Here is a 20,506-nt window from a genome sequence, read left to right as displayed (position 1 = left end):
CCTATTCAGCTCTTAAATGCACACATTCTGTGCCGTATGTCTCTCTCTGTAGCCCTCAAGTATTCACCAACATAATTCCACATCCATCAACTTTTGATCATTTCAATAGTTAACTGGATCACAGTAATCAATCAGTTCCCTTTCAATTTATATTCCTCTCAATATAAATGGGATCGATCCCATGGGAATGTTCCCATTTATAAAAATAACGCAATTATAGATCTTAAAGGAATGGACGATGAAACTGTTACCTATTGCTGCTGCACTCTCTACTGCTTTACTTGCACCTAATTTATACGCTGATGAAACCACGCCATTGGAGTTTAATGGCTACATGCGCGGCGGCGTTGGCCTGAGTAATGAAGGCGGTTCAAATAGTAAATGGGAGGTGAGTAAAGTTGGACGACTCGGCAACGAAAATGACCTGTATGGCGAGTTTGGTTTTAGAAAAGAAGTGTATGCTGAGGACGACGTTTCATTTTTAGTTGATTCTATGTTGTCGTACTGGCAAGGCCAAGATGAGAATGCGGCGGATAAAAGCGTGGATGTGGTTCAACTCAATGTCCAAGCGGTAGGGCTTTTTGAAGATAAGGACATTGGCATTTGGGCGGGTGAGCGCTACTACCAACGCCATGATGTACACATCGTTGATAACTACTACTGGGATGTCAGCGGTATTGGTGCGGGTGTTGAACACATCAATATGGGACCAGGTAAATTATCGGTGGCTTTGATTCAAGACACTGTGACAGGCGATGTGTTTGATGGAAAAGAGACCACAGCCATGATTGCGGATATACGTTATGCGGGTATTCCATTGTGGAACAATGCGGATCTTGAAGTCGGTATTGATATGAACTTCGCCAATGAAAAGCAGGGCCAAACGGTGGACGCGGATGATAGCGTGATGCTGACAGCTAGCCTAAATCAAAACCTAGCGGGTGGTTTCAACAAAACCATTCTCCAAGTGGCTAACTCTGGTTATGCCGAGCAGATGACCACCTTTGGTACCGGTAAGGGCATCGTTCGTGATGCAAACAACAACGATGCGGATGGCTTCCGATTGATTAACTGGGGTGTGCTTGCTATCGGTGAGAACATCGAATTTGGTCACACAGTTCGTTACGCTGCGTCATCGGGTGTGGGTGCGAACAACAGTGATGATGAGTCGTTCAGTGCTGTAATCCGTCCGCTTTATAAGTGGGACAAGCGCATGCGTACCATCCTTGAAATTGGTGGCTTTGTGGAAACCATTGATAACCAAGACGGCGCGGGTGGTAAGTTTACCGTCGCTCAGGCTTGGGTGCCGCAAGTGGGTTTTTGGTCTCGTCCTGAATTCCGTATTTTTGCGACTTACCTAAACGATGCTGAAAATGACAATGCCTTCGGTGAAGGTAAGAACAGTGAGATGAGTGTTGGTATGCAAGTGGAAGCTTGGTGGTAAGCCGAGCCTTTCTAACGAACTGCGGTACATAAAAAACTGCCGTAGATAAAAAAGGGGCTGACGTTATGTCAGCCCCTTCGGGTATCTATACAATGCTGCAGTTTAGGTGATTACCAACCTTTAACTACGCCACCTTGGAAGATATCAGAAGCTGCGTTGTACACTTCTTCAGTTTGGTAAGCTTTAACGAAGTTCTGTACGTTTTCTGCATTTAGGTTGTCTTCACGAGAAACGATTAGGTTTACGTAAGGAGAATCTTTGTCTTCAACGAATACGCCATCTTTTTGTGGAGTAAGATTGATAGAACTTGCGTAAGTTGTGTTGATGATAGAAAGCGCTACATCATCAAGAGAACGTGGCAGTTGTGCTGCGTCTAGTTCAACAATTGTTAGGTTCTTAGGGTTCTTAACGATGTCACGAACTGTTGCTAGAAGACCAGCACCTTCACGAAGCTCAAGAAGACCTTGTTGCTCAAGAAGCAGTAGAGAGCGACCTAGGTTTGTTGGATCGTTTGGTACCGCAATACGAGCACCGTCTTGGATTTCGTCTACAGATTTTACTTCTTTAGAGTAACCAGCAATTGGGTAAACAAACGTGTTACCAGCGATAGTCAGTTTGTAACCACGGTCAGCCACTTGCTGATCTAGATACGGTGCGTGTTGGAATGCGTTGATGTCGATAGAACCGTCATCCAGTGCTGCGTTTGGTGTTACGTAATCCGTAAAAGTAACCAGTTCAACGTCTAGGCCGTACTGCTCTTTTGCTACTTTAGCTGCAACTTCAGCAACCTGCGCTTCAGCACCTGCCATTACGCCAACTTTTACTTTAGAAGTATCCACTTCTTTATCACCACAACCTGCTAGTACTAGCGCTGATGCCGCTGCTGCGATAGTAAGTAAACCTTTAAGGCTAAATTTCATAATAATCTCCTTTTAATAAATCTATTTAATTTGGTTCAGACGACTCTTGTCTTAGATAGTTTGCGTTTTAACGCTGAGTCTTTATCTGTGGTCAACACGGCGAACTAATGAATCACCGATTGATTGAATAATTTGTACAAGCACAATCAACATCACCACCGTTACAGCCATGATGGTCACATCGTAGCGGTGGAATCCGTAACGAATCGCGACATCACCTAGACCACCGCCACCAACCGTACCTGCCATTGCTGAGTAGCTCACCAGCGTCACTAGCGTAATCGTTACTGAGTTGATAATAGTCGGTAGTGCTTCAGGAAGCAGAACCTTATTGATGATTTGTGTTGGTGTTGCGCCCATTGATTGAGCTGCTTCTACTAGACCTGTTGGTACTTCAAGTAGCGCACTCTCGATTAGTCTAGCCACGAATGGGATAGCACCAATAGTCAGTGGAACAATCGCAGCTGTCGTACCGATGAAGGTACCAATCAGCATCTTAGTCAGTGGGATAATCGCAACCATCAAAACTAAGAAAGGTACTGAACGACCCACGTTCACAATCGCACCTAGAATCTTGTTTACTTTGGTGTTCTCTAACAGACCACCTTTTTTAGTCGTGTGTAGAATCACGCCTAATGGAATACCGACAGCAAAGCCAACAATGCCTGCAACAGCAACCATGTAAAGTGTTTCGCCTGTTGCGACTAATAGAAGGTTACCGTTAAGGCTGATCCATTCAGCAATCTCGTTGAAACTAAAGGACATAACCAAGCACCTCTACTTTTACATTGTTGTCGCGTAGGAATTGGATAGCAGCATTATCATCTGCTTCATTACCGAACAGTTCAGCAACCATCATGCCGAACTTCACGCCACCGGCGTAATCAAGGTCAGAGCTTAGGATGCTGACATCGATATTGAATTTGCGTGCAATCTGCGTCATCAGCGGAGCATCAACCGTTGCGCCCGTAAACTCAAGACGCACTAGCGGGTAGCTGCTGTTTACGCGAGTCTCTTGCAAGCGTGCTTTGTAATCTTCAGGAATCGTCAGATCCAGCGTTGAACGAATGAATTGATGCGCTAGTTCAGTCTTAGGGTGAGCAAAGATGTCACCAACTGTGCCTTTCTCTACCAATTCACCACCGCCAATGATCGCCACTTCGTGACAAATGCTTTTCACTACATCCATCTCGTGCGTAATAAGCAGGATAGTGATGTTTAACTTACGGTTGATTTCACGCAGTAGCTCAAGAATCGATTGAGTGGTTGCCGGATCCAGTGCGCTGGTCGCTTCATCACACAATAGTACTTTTGGGTCTGAAGCCAGTGCACGAGCAATCGCAACACGCTGTTTTTGACCGCCACTTAGGTTTGCAGGGTAAGTATCACGCTTATCCGCCAAGCCAACGAGTTCAAGTAACTCACTCACTTTCGCTTCAATAATCGCTTTATCTTTACCAGCAAGTTCTAAAGGCAGTGCTACATTGTTAAATACAGTACGAGAAGACAGCAGGTTGAAGTGCTGAAAAATCATGCCGATGTTACGGCGCGCTTCGCTAAGTTCAGATTTGCTGAGTTTTGTCAGGTCGATACCGTCAACAATCACTTCACCTGACGTTGGCGCTTCCAACATATTTACACAGCGGATTAGGGTACTTTTGCCTGCACCTGAAGAGCCGATGACTCCAAAGATTTGACCTTGAGGAATGTGGAGGTTGATATCAATTAAGGCATTGATTTCTTTAGTGCCTTGATAAAAAACCTTGTTGACTTGATTCACTTTAATCATAGAGAAACCCGTGCAGGTAGAACAGAATAATATGTCGATAGCTCGCTCGATTTACAGACGATGCTATGGTGTTCTATGATCTAAGTCAATAGATATTTTTACGTCTAGACGGCTAAACGTCGATTGTATTGCTGGGATGGAAACAAATCGTTAACGAACGCAAAACTAAATAGATAGTGATGAAGCAAATAAAGCGTGTAATAATTAATGATTAATAGAGAGTTGATAGAGAACAAAATTTTGTCTAAACCTGCTGTTTTTTTAGATCGTGATGGTGTGATTAACGTTGATCACGGCTACGTACATGATGAGCATGACTTTGAATACATCGACGGTGTGTTTGAAGCGGCGAAAGCGTTTAAAGATATGGGCTATTTATTGGTGCTAGTGACTAACCAGTCTGGCATTGCTCGTGGCATGTTTAGCGAAGACCGTTTTCTTTCTTTAACGCAGTGGATGGATTGGAACTTTGTTGATAATGGTGTCGAGCTCGATGGCATTTATTACTGTCCTCACCACGCTGAGCACGGCATTGGTGACTACAAGCAAGATTGTGAATGTCGTAAGCCAAAGCCAGGCATGTTCATTTCTGCTCGTGACTTTCTGAAGATTGATATGGCTAACTCTGTGATGATTGGCGATAAAGCTGAAGACATGATGGCTGCAGAAGCCGCAGGTGTTGGCACTAAAGTATTGGTAAGAACCGGTAAGCCAATCACTGACAAGGGTGAAGCACTAGCTAGTGTGGTACTTGATAGCATTAAAGATGTACCTGCTTTCTTAAAAGGCTAAGCGTTTATTTGTCACTAAGGTATTTACCTATCACTAGGCACTTGCTTATCAATTAGGTTTTTCTAACCTGAGTCTAAACTAAGTGTCATTGACTATATAAAGATGAGGAACGAAGTATGAAAGCTATGTTGGTAGCATCTCTATGTACGGTAGCATTGGTCGGGTGCTCTAAATCAGCAGCCCCTGATAGTGCAGCATCGGATAATCAATTCGTGACTTATCAATGTGAGTCTGACGTTTCGTTTGATGTGGCTTACCTTAGTAATGAAAAAGCAGTATTACGTTTACCTGATAACGAGTACCAATTGACTCAGGTACCAGCAGGCTCAGGAACCAAATACATCTTAGACGATGGCACCTCAGAGATGATTAACAGCATCACTTTGCGTACTAAAGGTGACGACGCACGCCTCGAACTTGGCCGTGTGGTCTATCGTAATTGCCAAAAGTAAGTCATAGTAAGAACTGCTATAATTTACAAACAGTTAAGTGAGGGAATCTACCCTCACTTTTTCTTCTCTTCCCTTTAACGTTAGACTTTTTATGAGCAAAAAACTCACTATTCTCGATATTGCTAAGCTGTCCGGTGTTGGTAAGTCAACCGTATCTCGCGTTCTGACCAATGATCCTAAAGTGAAACCTGAAACCCGTGAAAGGGTGGAAAGAGTAATTCAAGAATCTGGGTACACGCCTTCAAAGTCTGCGCAATCAATGCGTGGTGGCAGTCAAAAAGTCATCGGCGTGATCATTTCTCGTTTAGATTCTCCCTCTGAAAACAAAGCCGTTAGCACCATGCTAGCTGAGTTGTATCGAGCGGATTACGACGTGGTGATCATGGAAAGCCAACTCGACAGAGACAAAGCCAACGAGCACCTTCAGGTTCTTAAGCGTCGTAATGTGGATGGCATCATTGTGTTTGGCTTTACGGATTGTGACATTCCCGCAATCGAAGCGTGGGAGCACAAGGCCGTGGTTATTGCTCTGGATACCGAGAACGTAACGTCGATTAACTACGATAACCAACAGGTGATCAATAGTGCGTTAGCGCATCTGTCAGATCAGGGGATCTCAGATGTCGGCTTTATTGGTGTTGATCCTAGCGATAAATCAACCGGTGAGCTGCGTCTTAAGGCTTATCTCGATTGGTGCGAAAGCACTGGAGTGATTGCGAACTATCGTACTGGTCAGCTTCATCATGAAAGCGCTTATCAGCTGGTGGATGAGGTACTGACTCCTACAACTCAAGCACTTGTTTGTGCCAGTGACACATTGGCTCTTGGCGTGATCAAGCGTCTACAAGAACTACAACGTGAAGATGTGGTTGTAACAGGCGTTGGTGGCAATGATCTTCTCTCTTTCTTGTTCCCTCGTGTATTTAGCATTGATCCTGGCTACCAATCTGCAGGTAAGCTAGCGGCTAATCTATTGATCTCTCAGCTTTTAGGCAATTCAGAGATCTCTCATCACACCCAATCTCCGATTCTATAATCCACTCAATTAGGCGAAATCGAACCGCTTAGATTAAAATTAGAGTGTGATCTCTTTCAATTAATGGGACTGTTCCCATTTTAATTTATTATTCATACGGGCATTATAATAACTGTGATTGGGAATGTTCCCATGAGTCTAAATCTTGAGTGGTTGTTGCTGCATGGTTTAGATGAGTAATTGAATGAAACCAGGGTGGGGTAGTATGAGTAAGATAGCGAAGCAAGACGTTGCGCGTCTTATCGAGTTAGTCGGTGGCAAAGAGAATATTGCGAGTGTCAGCCATTGTCTGACTCGACTGCGTTTTGTATTGAATGATACGGAACAAGCGAACAAAGCAGAACTAGAAAAGCTGAAGCTGGTAAAAGGCTGCTTTACGAACGCAGGTCAATTCCAAGTCGTGATTGGTACAGAGGTTGATGAAGTGTACGCACTTCTGATTGAGCAAACGGGTAAAGAGGCATCATCAAAAGATGAGTCGAAGCTTGCTGCTCGTCAGAACATGAACTTCCTTGAGCGTGGTATCTCCCATTTAGCCGAAATTTTCGTACCACTGCTGCCTGCCATCATTACGGGTGGTTTGATTCTTGGCTTCCGTAATGTGATTGGCGACATTCGCATGTTCGACGGCAAAACCCTCGTTGAAATCAGCCAATTTTGGGCAACCGTTCACTCTTTCTTGTGGTTGATTGGCGAAGCGATTTTCTTCTTCCTGCCGGTTGGTGTGTGTTGGGCGACGGTTAAGAAGCTCGGCGGAACCCCTATTTTGGGTATCACGCTCGGTGTGACCTTGGTTTCCCCGCAATTGATGAACGCTTACATGATAGGTAAATCGGTACCTGAGGTGTGGGACTTTGGCTTGTTCGTGATTGAGAAAGTTGGTTATCAGGCGCAGGTGATCCCTGCGATGCTAGCAGGCGTGGCTCTGGCGTTCATTGAGACCAACCTTAAGCGTATTGTTCCTTCTTATCTGTATCTTGTTGTCGTGCCATTTGTATCGATTATTTTGTCTGTGATTCTAGCTCACGCTTTCATTGGCCCATTTGGCCGCATGTTAGGCGATGGCGTGGCATTTGCGGCTAAAGCGGCAATGACGGGTGACTTTGCGATTCTTGGCTCTGTGGTATTTGGCTTCCTATACGCACCTTTGGTTATTACAGGTATTCACCACACAACCAACGCAGTCGACCTACAACTGATGCAAGACTTAGGTGGCACGCCAATCTGGCCTTTGATTGCTCTATCAAATATCGCACAAGCTTCAGCGGTTGTCGGCATCATCATCTTAAGTAAACGCGAAGGCGAACGAGACATCTCGGTTCCAGCTGCAATCTCTGCCTACTTAGGTGTGACAGAGCCTGCGATGTACGGCATCAACCTCAAATACAAATTCCCAATGTTGAGCGCAATGATCGGCAGTGCCGCAGCGGCTGCAATCTGTGGTAGTGCAGGTGTTATGGCGAATGGTATCGGTGTTGGTGGTTTACCGGGCATCTTATCGATTCAACCGCAATATTGGTCTGTTTACTTAATTGCGATGCTGGTGGCGATTGTATTACCCGTCACGTTAACACTGTTCTTCTATAAACGAGCACAGATGAAAGGCGAACTAGAAACCGCCAACGCGTAATGCATTAAATAAGCGATGACTCCAAAGTGAGTCATCGCTTTTTCTCTTAGTGATAGCTTTTTTTTAGTTATAACGGCTATTTGACCATGATTCACATGGTGATTTTTATTTTATATTTTCTGGTAAGTGAGTGTTAGAGATGGCGATGACTGAGCATGATGAAAGTTGGTGGAAAACCGCAACCATCTATCAAATCTACCCAAAGAGTTTTTGTGATAGTGGCAGTAAAGGTACTGGCGATATCAAAGGGATCATTTCAAAACTGGATTATCTTAAACACTTGAGTGTGGATGCAATTTGGTTAACCCCAGTTTACGCATCCCCAATGATCGATAACGGCTACGATATTTCAGATTACTATGCGATTAACCCGCAATTCGGCACCATGGAAGACTTCGACCTATTGCTGGCTGAAGCGCACCAACGTGGTATCCGTATCGTGATGGATATCGTGGTAAACCACACCTCAACAGAGCATGCGTGGTTTCAGTCGGCATTGGGGGACAAAAACAGCCCATACCGCGACTACTACATCTGGAAAGATCCATTAAACGGCCAAGCACCAACCAACTGGCAGTCTAAGTTCGGTGGTAATGCATGGGAGATGGATGAAGCGACGGGTCAGTATTTCCTACACCTCTTTGCAAAAGAGCAGGCCGACCTTAACTGGGAGAACTCGGTTGTGCGCGAAGAAGTGAAAGACGTCATCAGCTTCTGGGCTGAGAAGGGTGTTGATGGCTTCCGCTTGGATGTGATCAACCTGATTTCGAAACAGCAAGATTTCCCTAATGATGATATCGGTGATGGTCGTCGTTTTTACACTGATGGCCCACGTGTGCACGAATACCTGAAAGAGATAAGCGAAGCGGTATTCCAGAAATACGGCAGCGTGACAGTAGGCGAGATGTCTTCAACGACACTCGAGCATTGCCAACAGTACTCAAACATTGATAACAGTGAGCTATCGATGGTGTTTAACTTCCACCACCTTAAAGTGGATTACACTAATGGTGAGAAGTGGACTAATGCGCCGTTTGATTTCTTAAAGCTCAAGTCGATCTTCAATCATTGGCAAACAGGCTTGAACGGCAAGGGTTGGGGCGCACTATTTTGGTGTAACCACGACCAACCGCGAGTGGTGAGCCGCTTAGGTGATGATCAGCAGTATCGTGTTGAGTCGGCGAAGATGTTGGCTGCGTCTGTCCACATGATGCAAGGCACGCCTTATATTTATCAAGGTGAAGAGATTGGCATGACCAACCCAGGTTACACCGAGATCAGCCAGTATCGTGATGTTGAGAGTACCAACATGTATGACATCATGGTGAACCGTGATGGTGTGGCGCATCAAGATATGATGGCGATTCTGGCGCAGAAATCTCGTGATAACTCTCGTACGCCGATGCAGTGGAACAGCGAAGCGCATGCAGGCTTCTCACAAGCTCAGCCGTGGCTAGATGTTGCAAATAACTACACTGAGATCAACGCTGAGCAAGCGCTAGAGGATAAAGACTCTGTTTTTTACTTCTACAAGAGCTTGATTGAGTTACGTAAAGAAGTGCCTGTGATTACCCATGGTAGCTACAAAGATCTATTGCCTGAGCACCCATCGGTATTTGCGTATTCTCGCGAGACGGATAGTCAGACTTTGTTGTGTATTAACAACTATTACGGTGAAGCGTGTCAGGTTGAGTTACCTAATGAATTTGAACTGGATAAAGCGCAATTGCTATTGGGGAATTACTCTGATGAGCAGTCGCCAGTTTCTTCAAACATGGTAGCCTTACGACCATATGAAACAAGAATTCTCTTGATAGAGCAATAATACTCGTTCCCCTATGCGAGTATAAGCTTTGAGCCAGAACTCTATGTGTCAGGCTCAAAGCTTTCCTTCCTATTCTTTAATGGAAGGCTTCGGTTGCTAGCTTTTGTTGACTGTAAATGAATCGAGAGCCCACGTCGTTTCGCTCAGTTGGGTGCCATTCTTTTCATCCCAGTCCATCATTTTCACAACGCCAAAGCTTGGGTTGAACCATGTTTCAGTATTGCTTTGAAATTCAGCTGAATCATACCCATCACAAACCACGTTGTAAGTGTTTTCAACTTTCAGATACGCCGTTTCAATTTTCTTGTCTTGAACCGTTACCGTTGAGCGCTGACCATTTTCGGAAACTTGTTGCTGCCAATGGAAGTCACATCGTGTGTCTGACGGTCCTAAATCATCGATCTCGCCTTCGTAGAAATCATCAAGCAAGGCTTCTAGTTGGCCAGTAGTAACCTCAAACGAAAGCCCGACAGAACTACTGCTGTGACTAATATTGGGGCTTTTTTCTTTTACTGTACTGCCTGAAGATTTGAATACTGGGTTAGTCACCAAAAAGTCGACAGCCTCACCATTAGTCAATTCTATATTGGAATCAACTGAGTTAACAAAGCCATCACTGCCTTTATAAAACAAGCCACTGTCCGTTTCACCTTGTACCGTCATATCAGCGGCGTAGAAGTCGTTGATACCGCTGTTAACCATGCTCTCTAACGTTGTTTTTAGCTTCTCTAACTCAGCTACACCTTCAGTCTCATTAGAGATCGCTAACTTATCTAATTCCAACTGAATATTGGCCAACATTTGCTGTGAACTGATATCTCGGTATGCAAGATTCAGTGCTACGTTCACTCCGCCATCTTCTGATATTAGGTAAGACAACAATGTGATGTTCTTTGGTGCAAACTGAGAGTTGTTGATCGGGTAATCGAACTGAGTTGCTCCAGTTGAGCCTGATGAAGAAGAGCCACCTCCGCCGCCACAGCCATAAAGAGCAAAGAGAGAAGTCGCAAGCAGCGTCATGGATTTTTTCATGTTGAGCATTCCTAATATAGTTGGCCTAGAGCGGCCTGATGTTTTTAGGAATGCTATTGGTGAGAGAGTTAATAGGGCAAAAAATGAAGATACATAAGATCTTAATTTATATTTAAGCTTTTGTTTTTAAATGTTTTATATTTCTTTATTCGGAAAGTTGATGACCGACATTCGTGCAGTAGTTAAGCATTAGGTTTTCCCACTGCTTAATAATAAGTGGCTCTTTGATGCTCAATTTTAGATTTTTCCAAGGCTGGAGACAGGTCGATTTCGACTCAGGTTTGGATAAGCGAGCAAACAACTCTTCAGAAGGAACCACTCGCAATAACGCGACTAAGGATTCCATGTAGTTGAGGCGAAACTTATCCATGTCCCCTTGCTTGTAAGCAATATGGGAAATCATCATATAGACAAGTGCGTTCTCAATGGTCGAGTTGCCCGCCGTATTGGTCAGAAATTCCTTCGCGGTTTGCAGGTCTCTTAACTTGAAGTGAATAATCCCAAGCCAGAGTTTTAGCTCGTCGGGAATCAACTTAAAACGCGTTTGTACCAGGCTAGTGAAGCTAATAAGACGCTGGTGGTCAGTCTCAAATAGTGCCAGTTGTCGAGCAAGCAAGGTTGAAGTCATCACGTTGAGTGGCACGCTATCAAGCTTAAGCGTTTCCCCGTTTAGCAAGCGGCTCAGCTCTTTATCACTGACAGACCACTTTGGTGATAGTGGAGCTGGTAAAGCGAAGTAGTTCGCTAGCTCTCTATTTATCTCCATCAAGTCTTCACTGAGGTTATCAATCTCGATTGAGTAGACACCGCGGAAAGCAAGTTTCCCTGAACTTGGGTAAATAAGGCTGACTTTAGCCGCAAGGCGTGTATCGACTTCCTGATCTTTCAATTGAATATTGAGCAGGTAATCACTGGTGCGCATGTTTTTGGCGCCCGGAAAAAAGGGCGTGCTGTCTATTGGGTCTACGAAATAACTTGGTGCGTCTTGATTTGCTAAATCGGTATAAGCGTATTCAATTTGTTGTTGAAGTAGTAGCGCTTTAACGGCTTTGCGATACGTTCTCGCATTGTCTCCAATGGCATCGATACGGTTTAGCAATAGCTCGACCTTAGGAATCAGCCTCTGTGTTCGTTCAAGCTCTGAGGCTTGGTTTGAAGAGTGCCAAAACATATAGCCTAAAGTCGCGGTGCTTATTAGCAGCACAACAGAGAGTGACAGTAACAAAAGATTAAACGGTGATGTCTTTTTATTCGCTTGAGGTTGTTCGGTTATCTCAAGGGTTTCGGGCTGTGCATTAGCAAAGCTCACAGAGCTAGGGTTAAGGAAGTACCCTTTGCGTGGGTAGGTGACCAAGATCTTAGTCGCATCACTTTCTGGTAGGTACTTCTGCAGCACTGAGCGCAGTGTACTGATCCTGTTAGTAAGCACATTCTTCGAGATGAAGTTACTTTGCCAAACCGACTCGATGATCTGCTCAGCTGCGAGCGGTTCACCCACGCTAGTCAGAAACAGTTCGAGTAATTCAATAGAACGAGGTTCTAGATCGATGACCTGCTCGTTGCAACTTAAGACACGTGTCGCGGGATTGAATTCTAAACCTTCGATAGAGATCGAGGTTTGAGTGTCTTTGGCACTAGAGAGGTAATCTTGCATAAGAAAAGAGAGGGTAAGCTTATAAAAGCTAAATACTAGCTGTTTTCGTTATGAAAAACAGCTAGTAATTCATTGATTGGATAGCTGGCGCTAAGACGCGTAGTTCACTGAATAACGCGTAGGCTTGTGATTCATCGCTAATACGATGTTCAATATCGCGGTGCCCAATACAGAAACAGCAATTACCCAAGGTGATACGAAGAAGAATGATGCAAAAAGAATACACGCATCAATAGCCATTTGGGTTTTGCCTACTGAGATACCGTAGCGATCTTGAATGAACAAACACAAGACGTTGAAGCCACCCAAACTTGAGCGATGACGGAATAAGATCAGCATGCCTAAGCCCATCAACAGGCCACCTGCAACAGCACAGTAAATCTCATTATGAACTTCTAACGAAATCACCAAGTATAAATGATCGGCAAACACAGACACTAAAGCCCCTGATATGGCACTGCTTATTGCGAAGTGACGGCCAAATCGTTTCCATGCTAATAAGTAGAATGGGCAATTAGCAATAAAGTACAGAATACCAAAGGTTACCGGCATAAATTGACTCAAAAGCAGAGCCAAGCCAGTAGTGCCACCAGTAAGCAGGTTCGCTGACTGTAAAAAGAAGACGCCTAACGCCACTAAAAACGTGCCAGTGAGGATTGCTACCCAATCTTCTTTACGTGAGTGTTTTTCCATCGTTTTTATAATTACCTAACCAATAAAGGCGTGCATAGTAGAGAAAAACCTTAGCTTTCGGTAGCTAGAGGGGCAAAATTAAGGTAAACCTATGTAATCTGCGTTTTACAGGGTGTAAATCGTAAAATTGACAGTAAGCGTCATCTTTGGTTGGATAAGCTTAATAACCATGATGAATCTTATTTGTGATTATGAAAAAACTGCATGATAAAATTGCAATTAGCTCTTTATGACCTAGATCAAATTATGTAGAATGCGTCACATCAAAACGGTGACGGAAACGTTTGCTTTCGGTCGTTGTGTGGTTTTTTTGAAACTTTCAGTACAATCTGAGTCAGGAGATACAGATGCTTAAGCGTGACATGAACATTGCTGATTACGATGCGGATCTATTCGCAGCTATCCAAGAAGAAACTCTTCGTCAGGAAGAGCACATCGAACTTATCGCTTCAGAAAACTACACAAGCCCACGTGTAATGGAAGCTCAAGGTTCTCAGCTAACAAACAAATACGCTGAAGGCTACCCAGGCAAGCGTTACTACGGTGGTTGTGAGTACGTAGACAAAGTTGAAACTCTAGCAATTGAACGTGCATGTGAACTATTTGGTGCAGAGTACGCAAACGTACAGCCTCACTCAGGTTCTCAAGCAAACAACGCTGTATACATGGCACTACTAAATGCAGGCGATACGGTTCTAGGTATGAGCCTAGCGCACGGTGGTCACCTAACTCACGGTTCTCCAGTAAACTTCTCTGGTAAGCTTTACAACATCATCCCTTACGGTATCGATGAAGCAGGTCAAATCGATTACGAAGAGATGGAAAAGCTAGCTATCGAGAACAAGCCTAAGATGATCATCGGTGGTTTCTCTGCTTACTCTCAAATCTGTGATTGGAAGCGCATGCGTGAAATCGCTGATAAAGTAGGTGCTTACCTGTTCGTAGATATGGCTCACGTAGCAGGTCTAATCGCTGCAGGCGTTTACCCGAACCCAGTTCCACACGCTCACGTAGTAACTACAACTACGCACAAAACGCTTGCTGGTCCTCGTGGTGGTCTAATCCTTTCTAACGAAGGCGAAGATCTTTACAAGAAGCTGAACTCAGCAGTATTCCCTGGCGGCCAAGGTGGTCCTCTAATGCACGTTATCGCTGGTAAAGCTGTAGCGTTCAAAGAAGCTCTAGAGCCAGAGTTCAAAGAATACCAAGCACGCGTTGTTGCTAACGCAAAAGCAATGGTTGCTGAATTCCTAGCTCGTGGTTACAACATTGTTTCAGGTTCTACAGAGAACCACCTGTTCCTAGTTGACCTAATCAACAAAGACATCACAGGTAAAGAAGCAGATGCGGCACTAGGTGCAGCAAACATCACTGTAAACAAGAACTCAGTACCAAACGACCCACGTAGCCCATTCGTTACTTCAGGTATCCGTATCGGTTCTCCTTCTATCACTCGTCGCGGTTTCTCAGAAGCAGACGCGAAAGAGCTAGCAGGTTGGATCTGTGACATCCTAGATAACATGGGTGATGAGTCTGTTATCGAAGCGACAAAAGCAAAAGTATTAGAAATCTGTAAGCGTCTACCTGTTTACGCTTAATTTTTTCTGCGTAGAGTGAACGAATTTCTGTGTCGCACATACTCATTTGCTAGCGCAAACTCCGTGTGAGCTCCTTGAACTTCGCTCATCTACTTTGATAAATGCTTTTAAAGGTCCCTTTTGGGGCCTTTTTGTTTTAGGGAAGGTGTTGAAAGCTCCGCGCCTTTTTCTTGAACTAAAACTATTTGATTGAAGAATACGACTTGAAGGGCTCCTGTTGGGAGTCTTTTTTGTATCGGGTGGCCAGTTGATGGGAGTATAGAGCAGCAGGTACTAAAAAGGGCTAATGCTTTCACATTAACCCTTTGGTATTTGGTAGTGTCGATTCTACTTTTTGATGCTAAGCAGAGTGCCTGACTTACACTTGAAAGAGTAGTAGTGGCGGCTTTCACTGAACTTACCTAGGCCTTCGCCATCACAGTAGTCGATGTTGATGTCACGCATCACTTCTAGTGTGTCTTCGCTTTTCAGAGCGAATTTAGAGCCATCAGAGCAGACGATGCGAACTCGTTCATCATGGCTTACAGAGTAAATATCGACTTCAGTATTACACAGCTCAAAAGAGGCTTCGCGAAAGTTGTCTTGCTGAGTATTTGAAGCGCAACCTGCGGTGAATGCGGCAGCGATAACGGCTAAAAGTCCGAGTCTTTTCATTGTTAATCCTTCACTATCATCAAGTTGAGTGATGAGTTTTATATGCTAGTTTGAGTAGCCTATACAACAATACGCTTTGGTTCAAGGCGCGTTCGTTGACTCTAAGATATAAAAGTATAGGTGCAGACAGATAATTTATAACGGGTTTGCTGCATGTTTCCTTATTACGTATTACCAACAAAAAAAGACCAACACAGAGGTTGGCCTTCAAATAGGAAGAGTTTTTAAACGACTATCGAAACTGTTTGGCTTCTGGAAGATACTCAAAACCAGCAGACGCGAGCTTCGCGATCAATGCTGCTTTGTCGATTTCATAGAAATTGACCACTCGATCTAAATCACCGCCGAAGTCGTCACGAAGCTTCATATTGACGATACTCATCAACATCACTGGATCCATTTTTTCAAAGTTAGCGAGGTTCATATTAGTCCTCGAAATCTGAAATCAGTAAGTTAGCAGCAGCAAAGGCTGCACGTTCACGAGCTTCTTTAGGAAGAGACTCATCGGCAGCAAGGTCATTCAATGTTTTTACTGCGCAGGTGATCGCTTTAGGGATATAGCCTTGGTCGCCACTGCCAATTTGAGAATACAGTTCACGAACCAAATCACAACAATCGTATACTTTCATTTTTATACCTAACCAAATGATAACTGATCTCAATATACACATAGAGATAAGCAAAAACAAAGTGGATCTGATCAAGTTCAGAGTTAGTTTGTCCTTGCTCAATATCTCACTTGGTTAGCTCGCTGCTTAGGCCGTTCTTTATTGCTTCGTTTGGTACTTGCCGATTAGCCAGAGACTTGTCGTTCAAGTTGATAGGTGACTTCATCAGCAAGATTGAGCTGTTTCGCGAGCTCTTTCAGGTACGCCTTTTCCATGAAGTTCTGTTCGTCGGCCACAATCAAAGAGGCTAAGTAGATCTCACTCGCCTGTTGAGGTGACGTTGCTAATTGAGCGATTTCGCTTGGATCGAGTGGCTTATGCAGTTCTTCAGAGACCAATTTAGTCAGTTGATAATCAGCGCCCATATTCTCGACGGCTTGTTCTATCTTAGCCATCTCTTCTTCATCAACATGGCCATCAGCTTTAGACGCGGCAATCATCGATCGTAGAATCAGAACGCTGTGGTTTGCATCATTTTCATCAAACTGAGCCTGTTCGACATTGGGTGTCTGGCCTTGTTTAGATTGGTAGTCGTTGTAGACTTTATAAGCGAGAGCGCCCAGTGCTGCTGCGCCTCCAATGCCAGCCGCTTTCTTACCCATTTTCTTGGTCTTTTTAGAGCCCATTAACGCCCCTAATAGCCCACCACCAACAGCACCTGCACCGAAAGCGCCAAGTGTGCTCTTGTTGATACCTTTGCCATTGCTGCTACTGCCTTGAGAGAGGCTGCTTAAACTCGAAGATCCTTGGTAAAGCTTCTGAGTACCTTGTTTAACGAGATCTGACTTAAGTGCTTGGTTAAGTAAGCTTTTGATATCCATCGATACCTCCAATGTAAGCGGGTCTAAAAAGTTGATGAACCCAATATACGGATTTAAAGATGAACAGGGGATTAACTTACGTTATTTACTCTAGTGATAAATAGAAGAGAACTTGAAGGGAAACGACAGGTACAAAAAAGGCCGCCTAATGGCAGCCTTTCAATGTTTATCTAGTCAGTAATCGGATTACTAAGCTAGTTGAGCTTTAAGGTGCTCGATAACCGTGTCCATTGCGATAGCTTCTTTATCACCAGTACGACGGTTTTTGTATTCGAAGTTACCTTCGTCCATGCTGCGATCACCGATAACGATAGTGTGAGGAATACCCACAAGTTCGATATCTTTAAACATAACACCTGGACGCTCTTTACGGTCATCAAATAGTACTTCGATACCCATAGCTGTTAATTCAGCGTATAGCTTCTCAGCTGCTTCTTTAACGCGCTCAGATTTGTGCATGTTCATTGGTACGATAGCAACCTGGAACGGCGCTAGTGCGTCTGGCCAAGTGATACCGAATTTATCGTGGTTTTGCTCGATAGCAGATGCAACAACACGTGAAACACCGATACCGTAACAACCCATTTCTAGGATTACGCTCTTACCATCAGGACCAAGCACGTTACAGTTCATTGCTTTAGAGTAAGTATTACCTAGTTGGAAGATGTGACCAACTTCGATACCACGCTTAAGCTGGATAGTACCTTGACCACATGGGCTTAGGTCGCCTTCAACAACGTTACGTAAGTCTTCAACTTGAGCAAGCTCAACGTCACGACCCCAGTTAATACCGAAGTAGTGCTTACCGTCTACGTTTGCACCAGCGCCGAAGTCGCTCATTACAGCAACAGAGCGGTCAACGATGAATGGTAGCTCTAGGCCAACAGGGCCAAGTGAACCAGGACCTGCTCCAACAAGTGCGCGGATTTCTTCTTCCGAAGCCATCTCTAGTGGAGAGGCAACCTGTGGAAGGTTTTCTGCTTTCACTTCGTTAAGCTCGTGGTCACCACGGATGATTAGAGCAATGATATCTGCTTCTACTTCATCAGATGCTTTAACGAATAGAGTTTTAACTGTCTTTTCGATTGCTAGACCGTGTTGTTCTACAAGCTCGGCAATTGTTTTTGCGTTTGGCGTATCAACCAGTTCCATCTCTTGAGTTGGCGCTGCAACTTCTTCAGTAGGAGCTAGTGCTTCTGCTTTCTCGATGTTTGCTGCGTAATCAGATTCAGAAGAGAATGCGATTAGGTCTTCGCCGCTTTCAGCAAGAACGTGGAACTCTTGAGAGCCGCTGCCGCCGATTGCGCCAGAGTCCGCTAATACTGGACGGTATTCAAGGCCCATGCGGTCGAATGCTTTACAGTAAGCATCGTGCATCGCTTGGTAAGACTTTTCTAAGCCTTCTTTGTCGATATCAAAGCTGTATGCATCCATCATCGAGAATTCACGTGCACGCATTACGCCAAAACGAGGGCGGCGCTCATCACGGAATTTAGTCTGGATTTGGTACAGGTTTAAAGGTAGCTGTTTGTAAGAGCTGATCTCGTTACGTACTAGGCTCGTCACTACTTCTTCAGCTGTTGGGCTAAGAACGAATGGACGAGAGTGACGGTCTGTGAAACGAAGTAGCTCAGGGCCCATCTTTTCAGAACGGCCAGTCTCTTCCCAAAGCTCAAACGGTTGAACTACGGGCATCAAGATTTCAACGGCACCTGCATTATCGATCTCTTGGCGAACGATATTTTCGACTTTACGCAGTACACGTAGACCAGTAGGTAGCCAAGTATATAAACCTGAAGCTAGCTTACGGATCATACCTGCACGTAGCATCAGCTGGTGGCTGATAACTTCTGCGTCGTTTGGAGTCTCTTTCAGAGTAGAAAGAAGGTAGTTACTGGTACGCATTCTATGGTATCCGTTTCATCATTGATAAAAGAAAATTTACTGCAGTGAGTGACGACAGCAAATCTGATATAGCCGCATATAATATCAGCCTATTTGGGATCTCAAAAGCGTTCAATGTCAGTTACATTGATGAAAAGCGCCTCAACAACGAATTTCACGTTAAGATCGAACAAATTTACCGCATATTCCTTACTGTCTGGCTTGCCTTTTTTATAGGCAGGGCGTGGATCTTGACCAAGCACTTCTTTGATCACTTGAATGACATGGCGCGCCTGCGGGTGCTGTGCCAGTTTCGCTTGGGCTTGCTGTGAAAAGTTCACGTCTAGCACTTCCGGTTCATCAGCAGCAAACCCTCCTAATGCATCAGGAATCGAATCCGAGTAGGGGATATAAGGTTTGATGTCGATGATAGGCGTGCCGTCGACGAGATCGACACTGCCCAAGTCCAACCAAGTTTGTCCCTTTTCTTGAGAGACACCTTTGAGCTCAACCGCGGACATACCAATCCCATTCGGTCTGAATGTCGCACGTGATGCGAACACACCGATGCGTTCATTACCACCAAGCCGAGGTGGTCTCACTGTTGGTTTCCAGCCCGCTTCAAGATTCTTGTCGAACAGAAATAACAGCCACACATGGCTAAATTGTTCGATGTTACGAACAGATTCAAGGCAGTTTGCCGCGTCAACCAGCCTGACTCTTGAGGTGGATGTTGGCACTAATCTAGGCTGCCTTGGTACTGCGAACTTCTCTTTATAAGGAGACTCTATAAAGCCAATCGGTTCAATGGAGTACATGAGTAGACGCTCTCTAATTACGATCTATGGCGGAAAAATATCATAAATTCGCTTGTTTTTCTTTTGATAATGATTATCATTTGCAACGTTATAACATAACAGGTCAACTATTTAGGGAAAGACAATGAAACCGAATATCCACCCGGACTACCGCACAGTGGTGTTCCATGACACCAGCGTTGATGAGTACTTCTTAATAGGCTCTACGCTGAAAACAGACCGCACTATCGAATGGGAAGATGGTAATACTTATCCTTATTTCACTATTGAAGTGTCGTCAAAGTCGCACCCTTTCTATACCGGTAAACAGAGAGTGCTACATAAAGAGGGACGTGTTGCGAACTTCACTCGTCGTTTTGGTCAATTAGGTAAGGGAGCGAAATAAATGAAAGTCGTGAAATCACTGAAAAGTGCAAAGAACCGTCACCCAGATTGCCAGATAGTAAAACGCCGAGGCCGCCACTATGTTATCTGTAAAACCAATCCGAGATTCAAAGCGGTTCAGAAATAAGCCGTCAATTTGATGTGACACGTGTGTAAAAAACGAGGGGAAAGTCAAACTTCATTCATTTGCCTGCTTTTCTTTTCCCTCAAGAGGAACCGGATTAAATATAGACTGTTTATTTAGCGTACGATGTGTTTTATTTTCAAGTGAATCAATAGGTTATATCGTTAGTTATATTTGTAGTGAATGCGTAATTGTGAATTATAAATCTAGATTTTGTATTTAATGTAGATTTATTTGCTAATTAATTGTTCAAATAGAGTTAAAAATCGTCGTTTGTTACACATTTTG

General features: G+C 44.3%; 21 protein-coding genes. 9 read left to right on the top strand and 12 right to left on the bottom strand.

Features of this window, described 5'->3' with window-relative positions; all coding sequences use genetic code 11:
- The first annotated feature begins 238 nt into the window (after window positions 1-238).
- Complete coding sequence (locus FLM53_RS04280) at window positions 239-1,444, top strand: carbohydrate porin (protein ID WP_048661197.1); 1,206 nt, start codon at window positions 239-241, stop codon at window positions 1,442-1,444.
- A 110-nt stretch (window positions 1,445-1,554) separates the two neighbouring features.
- Here FLM53_RS04280 and FLM53_RS04275 read toward each other — a convergent pair whose 3' ends face one another.
- The 3 genes from FLM53_RS04275 to metN form a co-directional block, all read right to left on the bottom strand.
- Complete coding sequence (locus FLM53_RS04275; RefSeq protein WP_017630795.1) at window positions 1,555-2,364, bottom strand: MetQ/NlpA family lipoprotein; 810 nt, start codon at window positions 2,362-2,364, stop codon at window positions 1,555-1,557.
- Window positions 2,365-2,445: 81 nt separating this feature from the next.
- Window positions 2,446-3,129 (bottom strand): methionine ABC transporter permease, encoded by a 684-nt coding sequence (locus FLM53_RS04270; protein ID WP_176680316.1) that lies wholly within the window; start codon window positions 3,127-3,129, stop codon window positions 2,446-2,448.
- On the bottom strand, window positions 3,119-4,153 hold the full coding sequence (gene metN / locus FLM53_RS04265) for a methionine ABC transporter ATP-binding protein MetN (protein WP_176680315.1): 1,035 nt from the start codon (window positions 4,151-4,153) through the stop codon (window positions 3,119-3,121). The genes FLM53_RS04270 and metN overlap by 11 nt, the downstream gene beginning before the upstream one ends.
- Before the next feature lie 207 nt (window positions 4,154-4,360).
- Here metN and gmhB point away from each other — a divergent pair, with 207 nt between their 5' ends.
- The 5 genes from gmhB (at window position 4,361) to treC (ending at window position 9,888) form a co-directional block, all read left to right on the top strand.
- A complete protein-coding gene (gmhB, locus tag FLM53_RS04260; RefSeq protein WP_176680314.1) occupies window positions 4,361-4,945 on the top strand; it encodes a D-glycero-beta-D-manno-heptose 1,7-bisphosphate 7-phosphatase in 585 nt (194 codons plus the stop codon).
- A gap of 116 nt (window positions 4,946-5,061) precedes the next feature.
- Window positions 5,062-5,397 carry an MliC family protein gene (locus FLM53_RS04255; RefSeq protein ID WP_176680313.1) on the top strand — a complete coding sequence of 112 codons (336 nt, stop codon included), beginning with the start codon at window positions 5,062-5,064 and terminating at the stop codon, window positions 5,395-5,397.
- Between the two features lie 91 nt (window positions 5,398-5,488).
- A complete protein-coding gene (treR, locus tag FLM53_RS04250) occupies window positions 5,489-6,433 on the top strand; it encodes a trehalose operon repressor TreR (protein ID WP_019824953.1) in 945 nt (314 codons plus the stop codon).
- Between the two features lie 205 nt (window positions 6,434-6,638).
- Complete coding sequence (gene treB, locus FLM53_RS04245; protein WP_048661201.1) at window positions 6,639-8,063, top strand: PTS trehalose transporter subunit IIBC; 1,425 nt, start codon at window positions 6,639-6,641, stop codon at window positions 8,061-8,063.
- Between the two features lie 139 nt (window positions 8,064-8,202).
- Window positions 8,203-9,888: an alpha,alpha-phosphotrehalase gene (gene treC / locus FLM53_RS04240; protein ID WP_176680312.1), complete on the top strand. Its 1,686-nt coding sequence runs from the start codon at window positions 8,203-8,205 to the stop codon at window positions 9,886-9,888.
- A 96-nt stretch (window positions 9,889-9,984) separates the two neighbouring features.
- Here the strand turns inward: treC and FLM53_RS04235 are convergent, their stop codons facing one another.
- The 3 genes from FLM53_RS04235 to FLM53_RS04225 all read right to left on the bottom strand — a co-directional run bounded on the left by FLM53_RS04235 (window position 9,985) and on the right by FLM53_RS04225 (window position 13,267).
- Window positions 9,985-10,920 (bottom strand): hypothetical protein, encoded by a 936-nt coding sequence (locus FLM53_RS04235; protein ID WP_256099338.1) that lies wholly within the window; start codon window positions 10,918-10,920, stop codon window positions 9,985-9,987.
- Between the two features lie 145 nt (window positions 10,921-11,065).
- Window positions 11,066-12,574, bottom strand: coding sequence for a winged helix-turn-helix domain-containing protein (locus FLM53_RS04230; RefSeq protein WP_176680311.1), 1,509 nt, complete (start codon window positions 12,572-12,574; stop codon window positions 11,066-11,068).
- Window positions 12,575-12,664: 90 nt separating this feature from the next.
- Window positions 12,665-13,267, bottom strand: a complete 603-nt coding sequence (locus FLM53_RS04225; RefSeq protein ID WP_176680310.1) for a YitT family protein — start codon at window positions 13,265-13,267, stop codon at window positions 12,665-12,667.
- 347 nt (window positions 13,268-13,614) lie between these two features.
- On the opposite strand from FLM53_RS04225, the gene glyA reads away from it, so the two are divergent.
- On the top strand, window positions 13,615-14,865 hold the full coding sequence (glyA, locus tag FLM53_RS04220) for a serine hydroxymethyltransferase (protein ID WP_017066387.1): 1,251 nt from the start codon (window positions 13,615-13,617) through the stop codon (window positions 14,863-14,865).
- A gap of 327 nt (window positions 14,866-15,192) precedes the next feature.
- On the opposite strand, the gene FLM53_RS04215 is transcribed toward glyA, so the two are convergent.
- The 6 genes from FLM53_RS04215 to tsaA all read right to left on the bottom strand — a co-directional run bounded on the left by FLM53_RS04215 (window position 15,193) and on the right by tsaA (window position 19,710).
- On the bottom strand, window positions 15,193-15,519 hold the full coding sequence (locus tag FLM53_RS04215; protein ID WP_017630785.1) for a hypothetical protein: 327 nt from the start codon (window positions 15,517-15,519) through the stop codon (window positions 15,193-15,195).
- A 232-nt stretch (window positions 15,520-15,751) separates the two neighbouring features.
- Window positions 15,752-15,943, bottom strand: coding sequence for a DUF4250 domain-containing protein (locus FLM53_RS04210; RefSeq protein ID WP_004738555.1), 192 nt, complete (start codon window positions 15,941-15,943; stop codon window positions 15,752-15,754).
- 1 nt (window position 15,944) lies between these two features.
- Window positions 15,945-16,148 carry a YaeP family protein gene (locus tag FLM53_RS04205; RefSeq protein ID WP_008222923.1) on the bottom strand — a complete coding sequence of 68 codons (204 nt, stop codon included), beginning with the start codon at window positions 16,146-16,148 and terminating at the stop codon, window positions 15,945-15,947.
- A gap of 164 nt (window positions 16,149-16,312) precedes the next feature.
- Complete coding sequence (locus FLM53_RS04200; protein ID WP_176680309.1) at window positions 16,313-17,008, bottom strand: tellurite resistance TerB family protein; 696 nt, start codon at window positions 17,006-17,008, stop codon at window positions 16,313-16,315.
- A gap of 189 nt (window positions 17,009-17,197) precedes the next feature.
- Window positions 17,198-18,913 carry a proline--tRNA ligase gene (locus FLM53_RS04195; RefSeq protein WP_010436451.1) on the bottom strand — a complete coding sequence of 572 codons (1,716 nt, stop codon included), beginning with the start codon at window positions 18,911-18,913 and terminating at the stop codon, window positions 17,198-17,200.
- A 101-nt stretch (window positions 18,914-19,014) separates the two neighbouring features.
- Complete coding sequence (gene tsaA / locus FLM53_RS04190; protein WP_176680308.1) at window positions 19,015-19,710, bottom strand: tRNA (N6-threonylcarbamoyladenosine(37)-N6)-methyltransferase TrmO; 696 nt, start codon at window positions 19,708-19,710, stop codon at window positions 19,015-19,017.
- A 124-nt stretch (window positions 19,711-19,834) separates the two neighbouring features.
- Between tsaA and FLM53_RS04185 the strand changes: the two genes are divergently transcribed.
- Together FLM53_RS04185 and ykgO are read left to right on the top strand one after the other, a co-directional pair.
- Window positions 19,835-20,095, top strand: a complete 261-nt coding sequence (locus FLM53_RS04185; RefSeq protein ID WP_008222928.1) for a type B 50S ribosomal protein L31 — start codon at window positions 19,835-19,837, stop codon at window positions 20,093-20,095.
- A complete protein-coding gene (gene ykgO, locus FLM53_RS04180) occupies window positions 20,096-20,221 on the top strand; it encodes a type B 50S ribosomal protein L36 (protein ID WP_123301017.1) in 126 nt (41 codons plus the stop codon). It begins immediately after the preceding gene.
- Window positions 20,222-20,506 lie beyond the last annotated feature (285 nt).

It is taken from the genome of Vibrio sp. Scap24, from assembly GCF_013394185.1.
Classification (GTDB): Bacteria; Pseudomonadota; Gammaproteobacteria; order Enterobacterales; family Vibrionaceae; genus Vibrio; species Vibrio pomeroyi.
The sequence above is the reverse complement of the archived record's forward strand: the minus strand, read 5'-3'. Positions and strand labels throughout refer to the sequence as shown.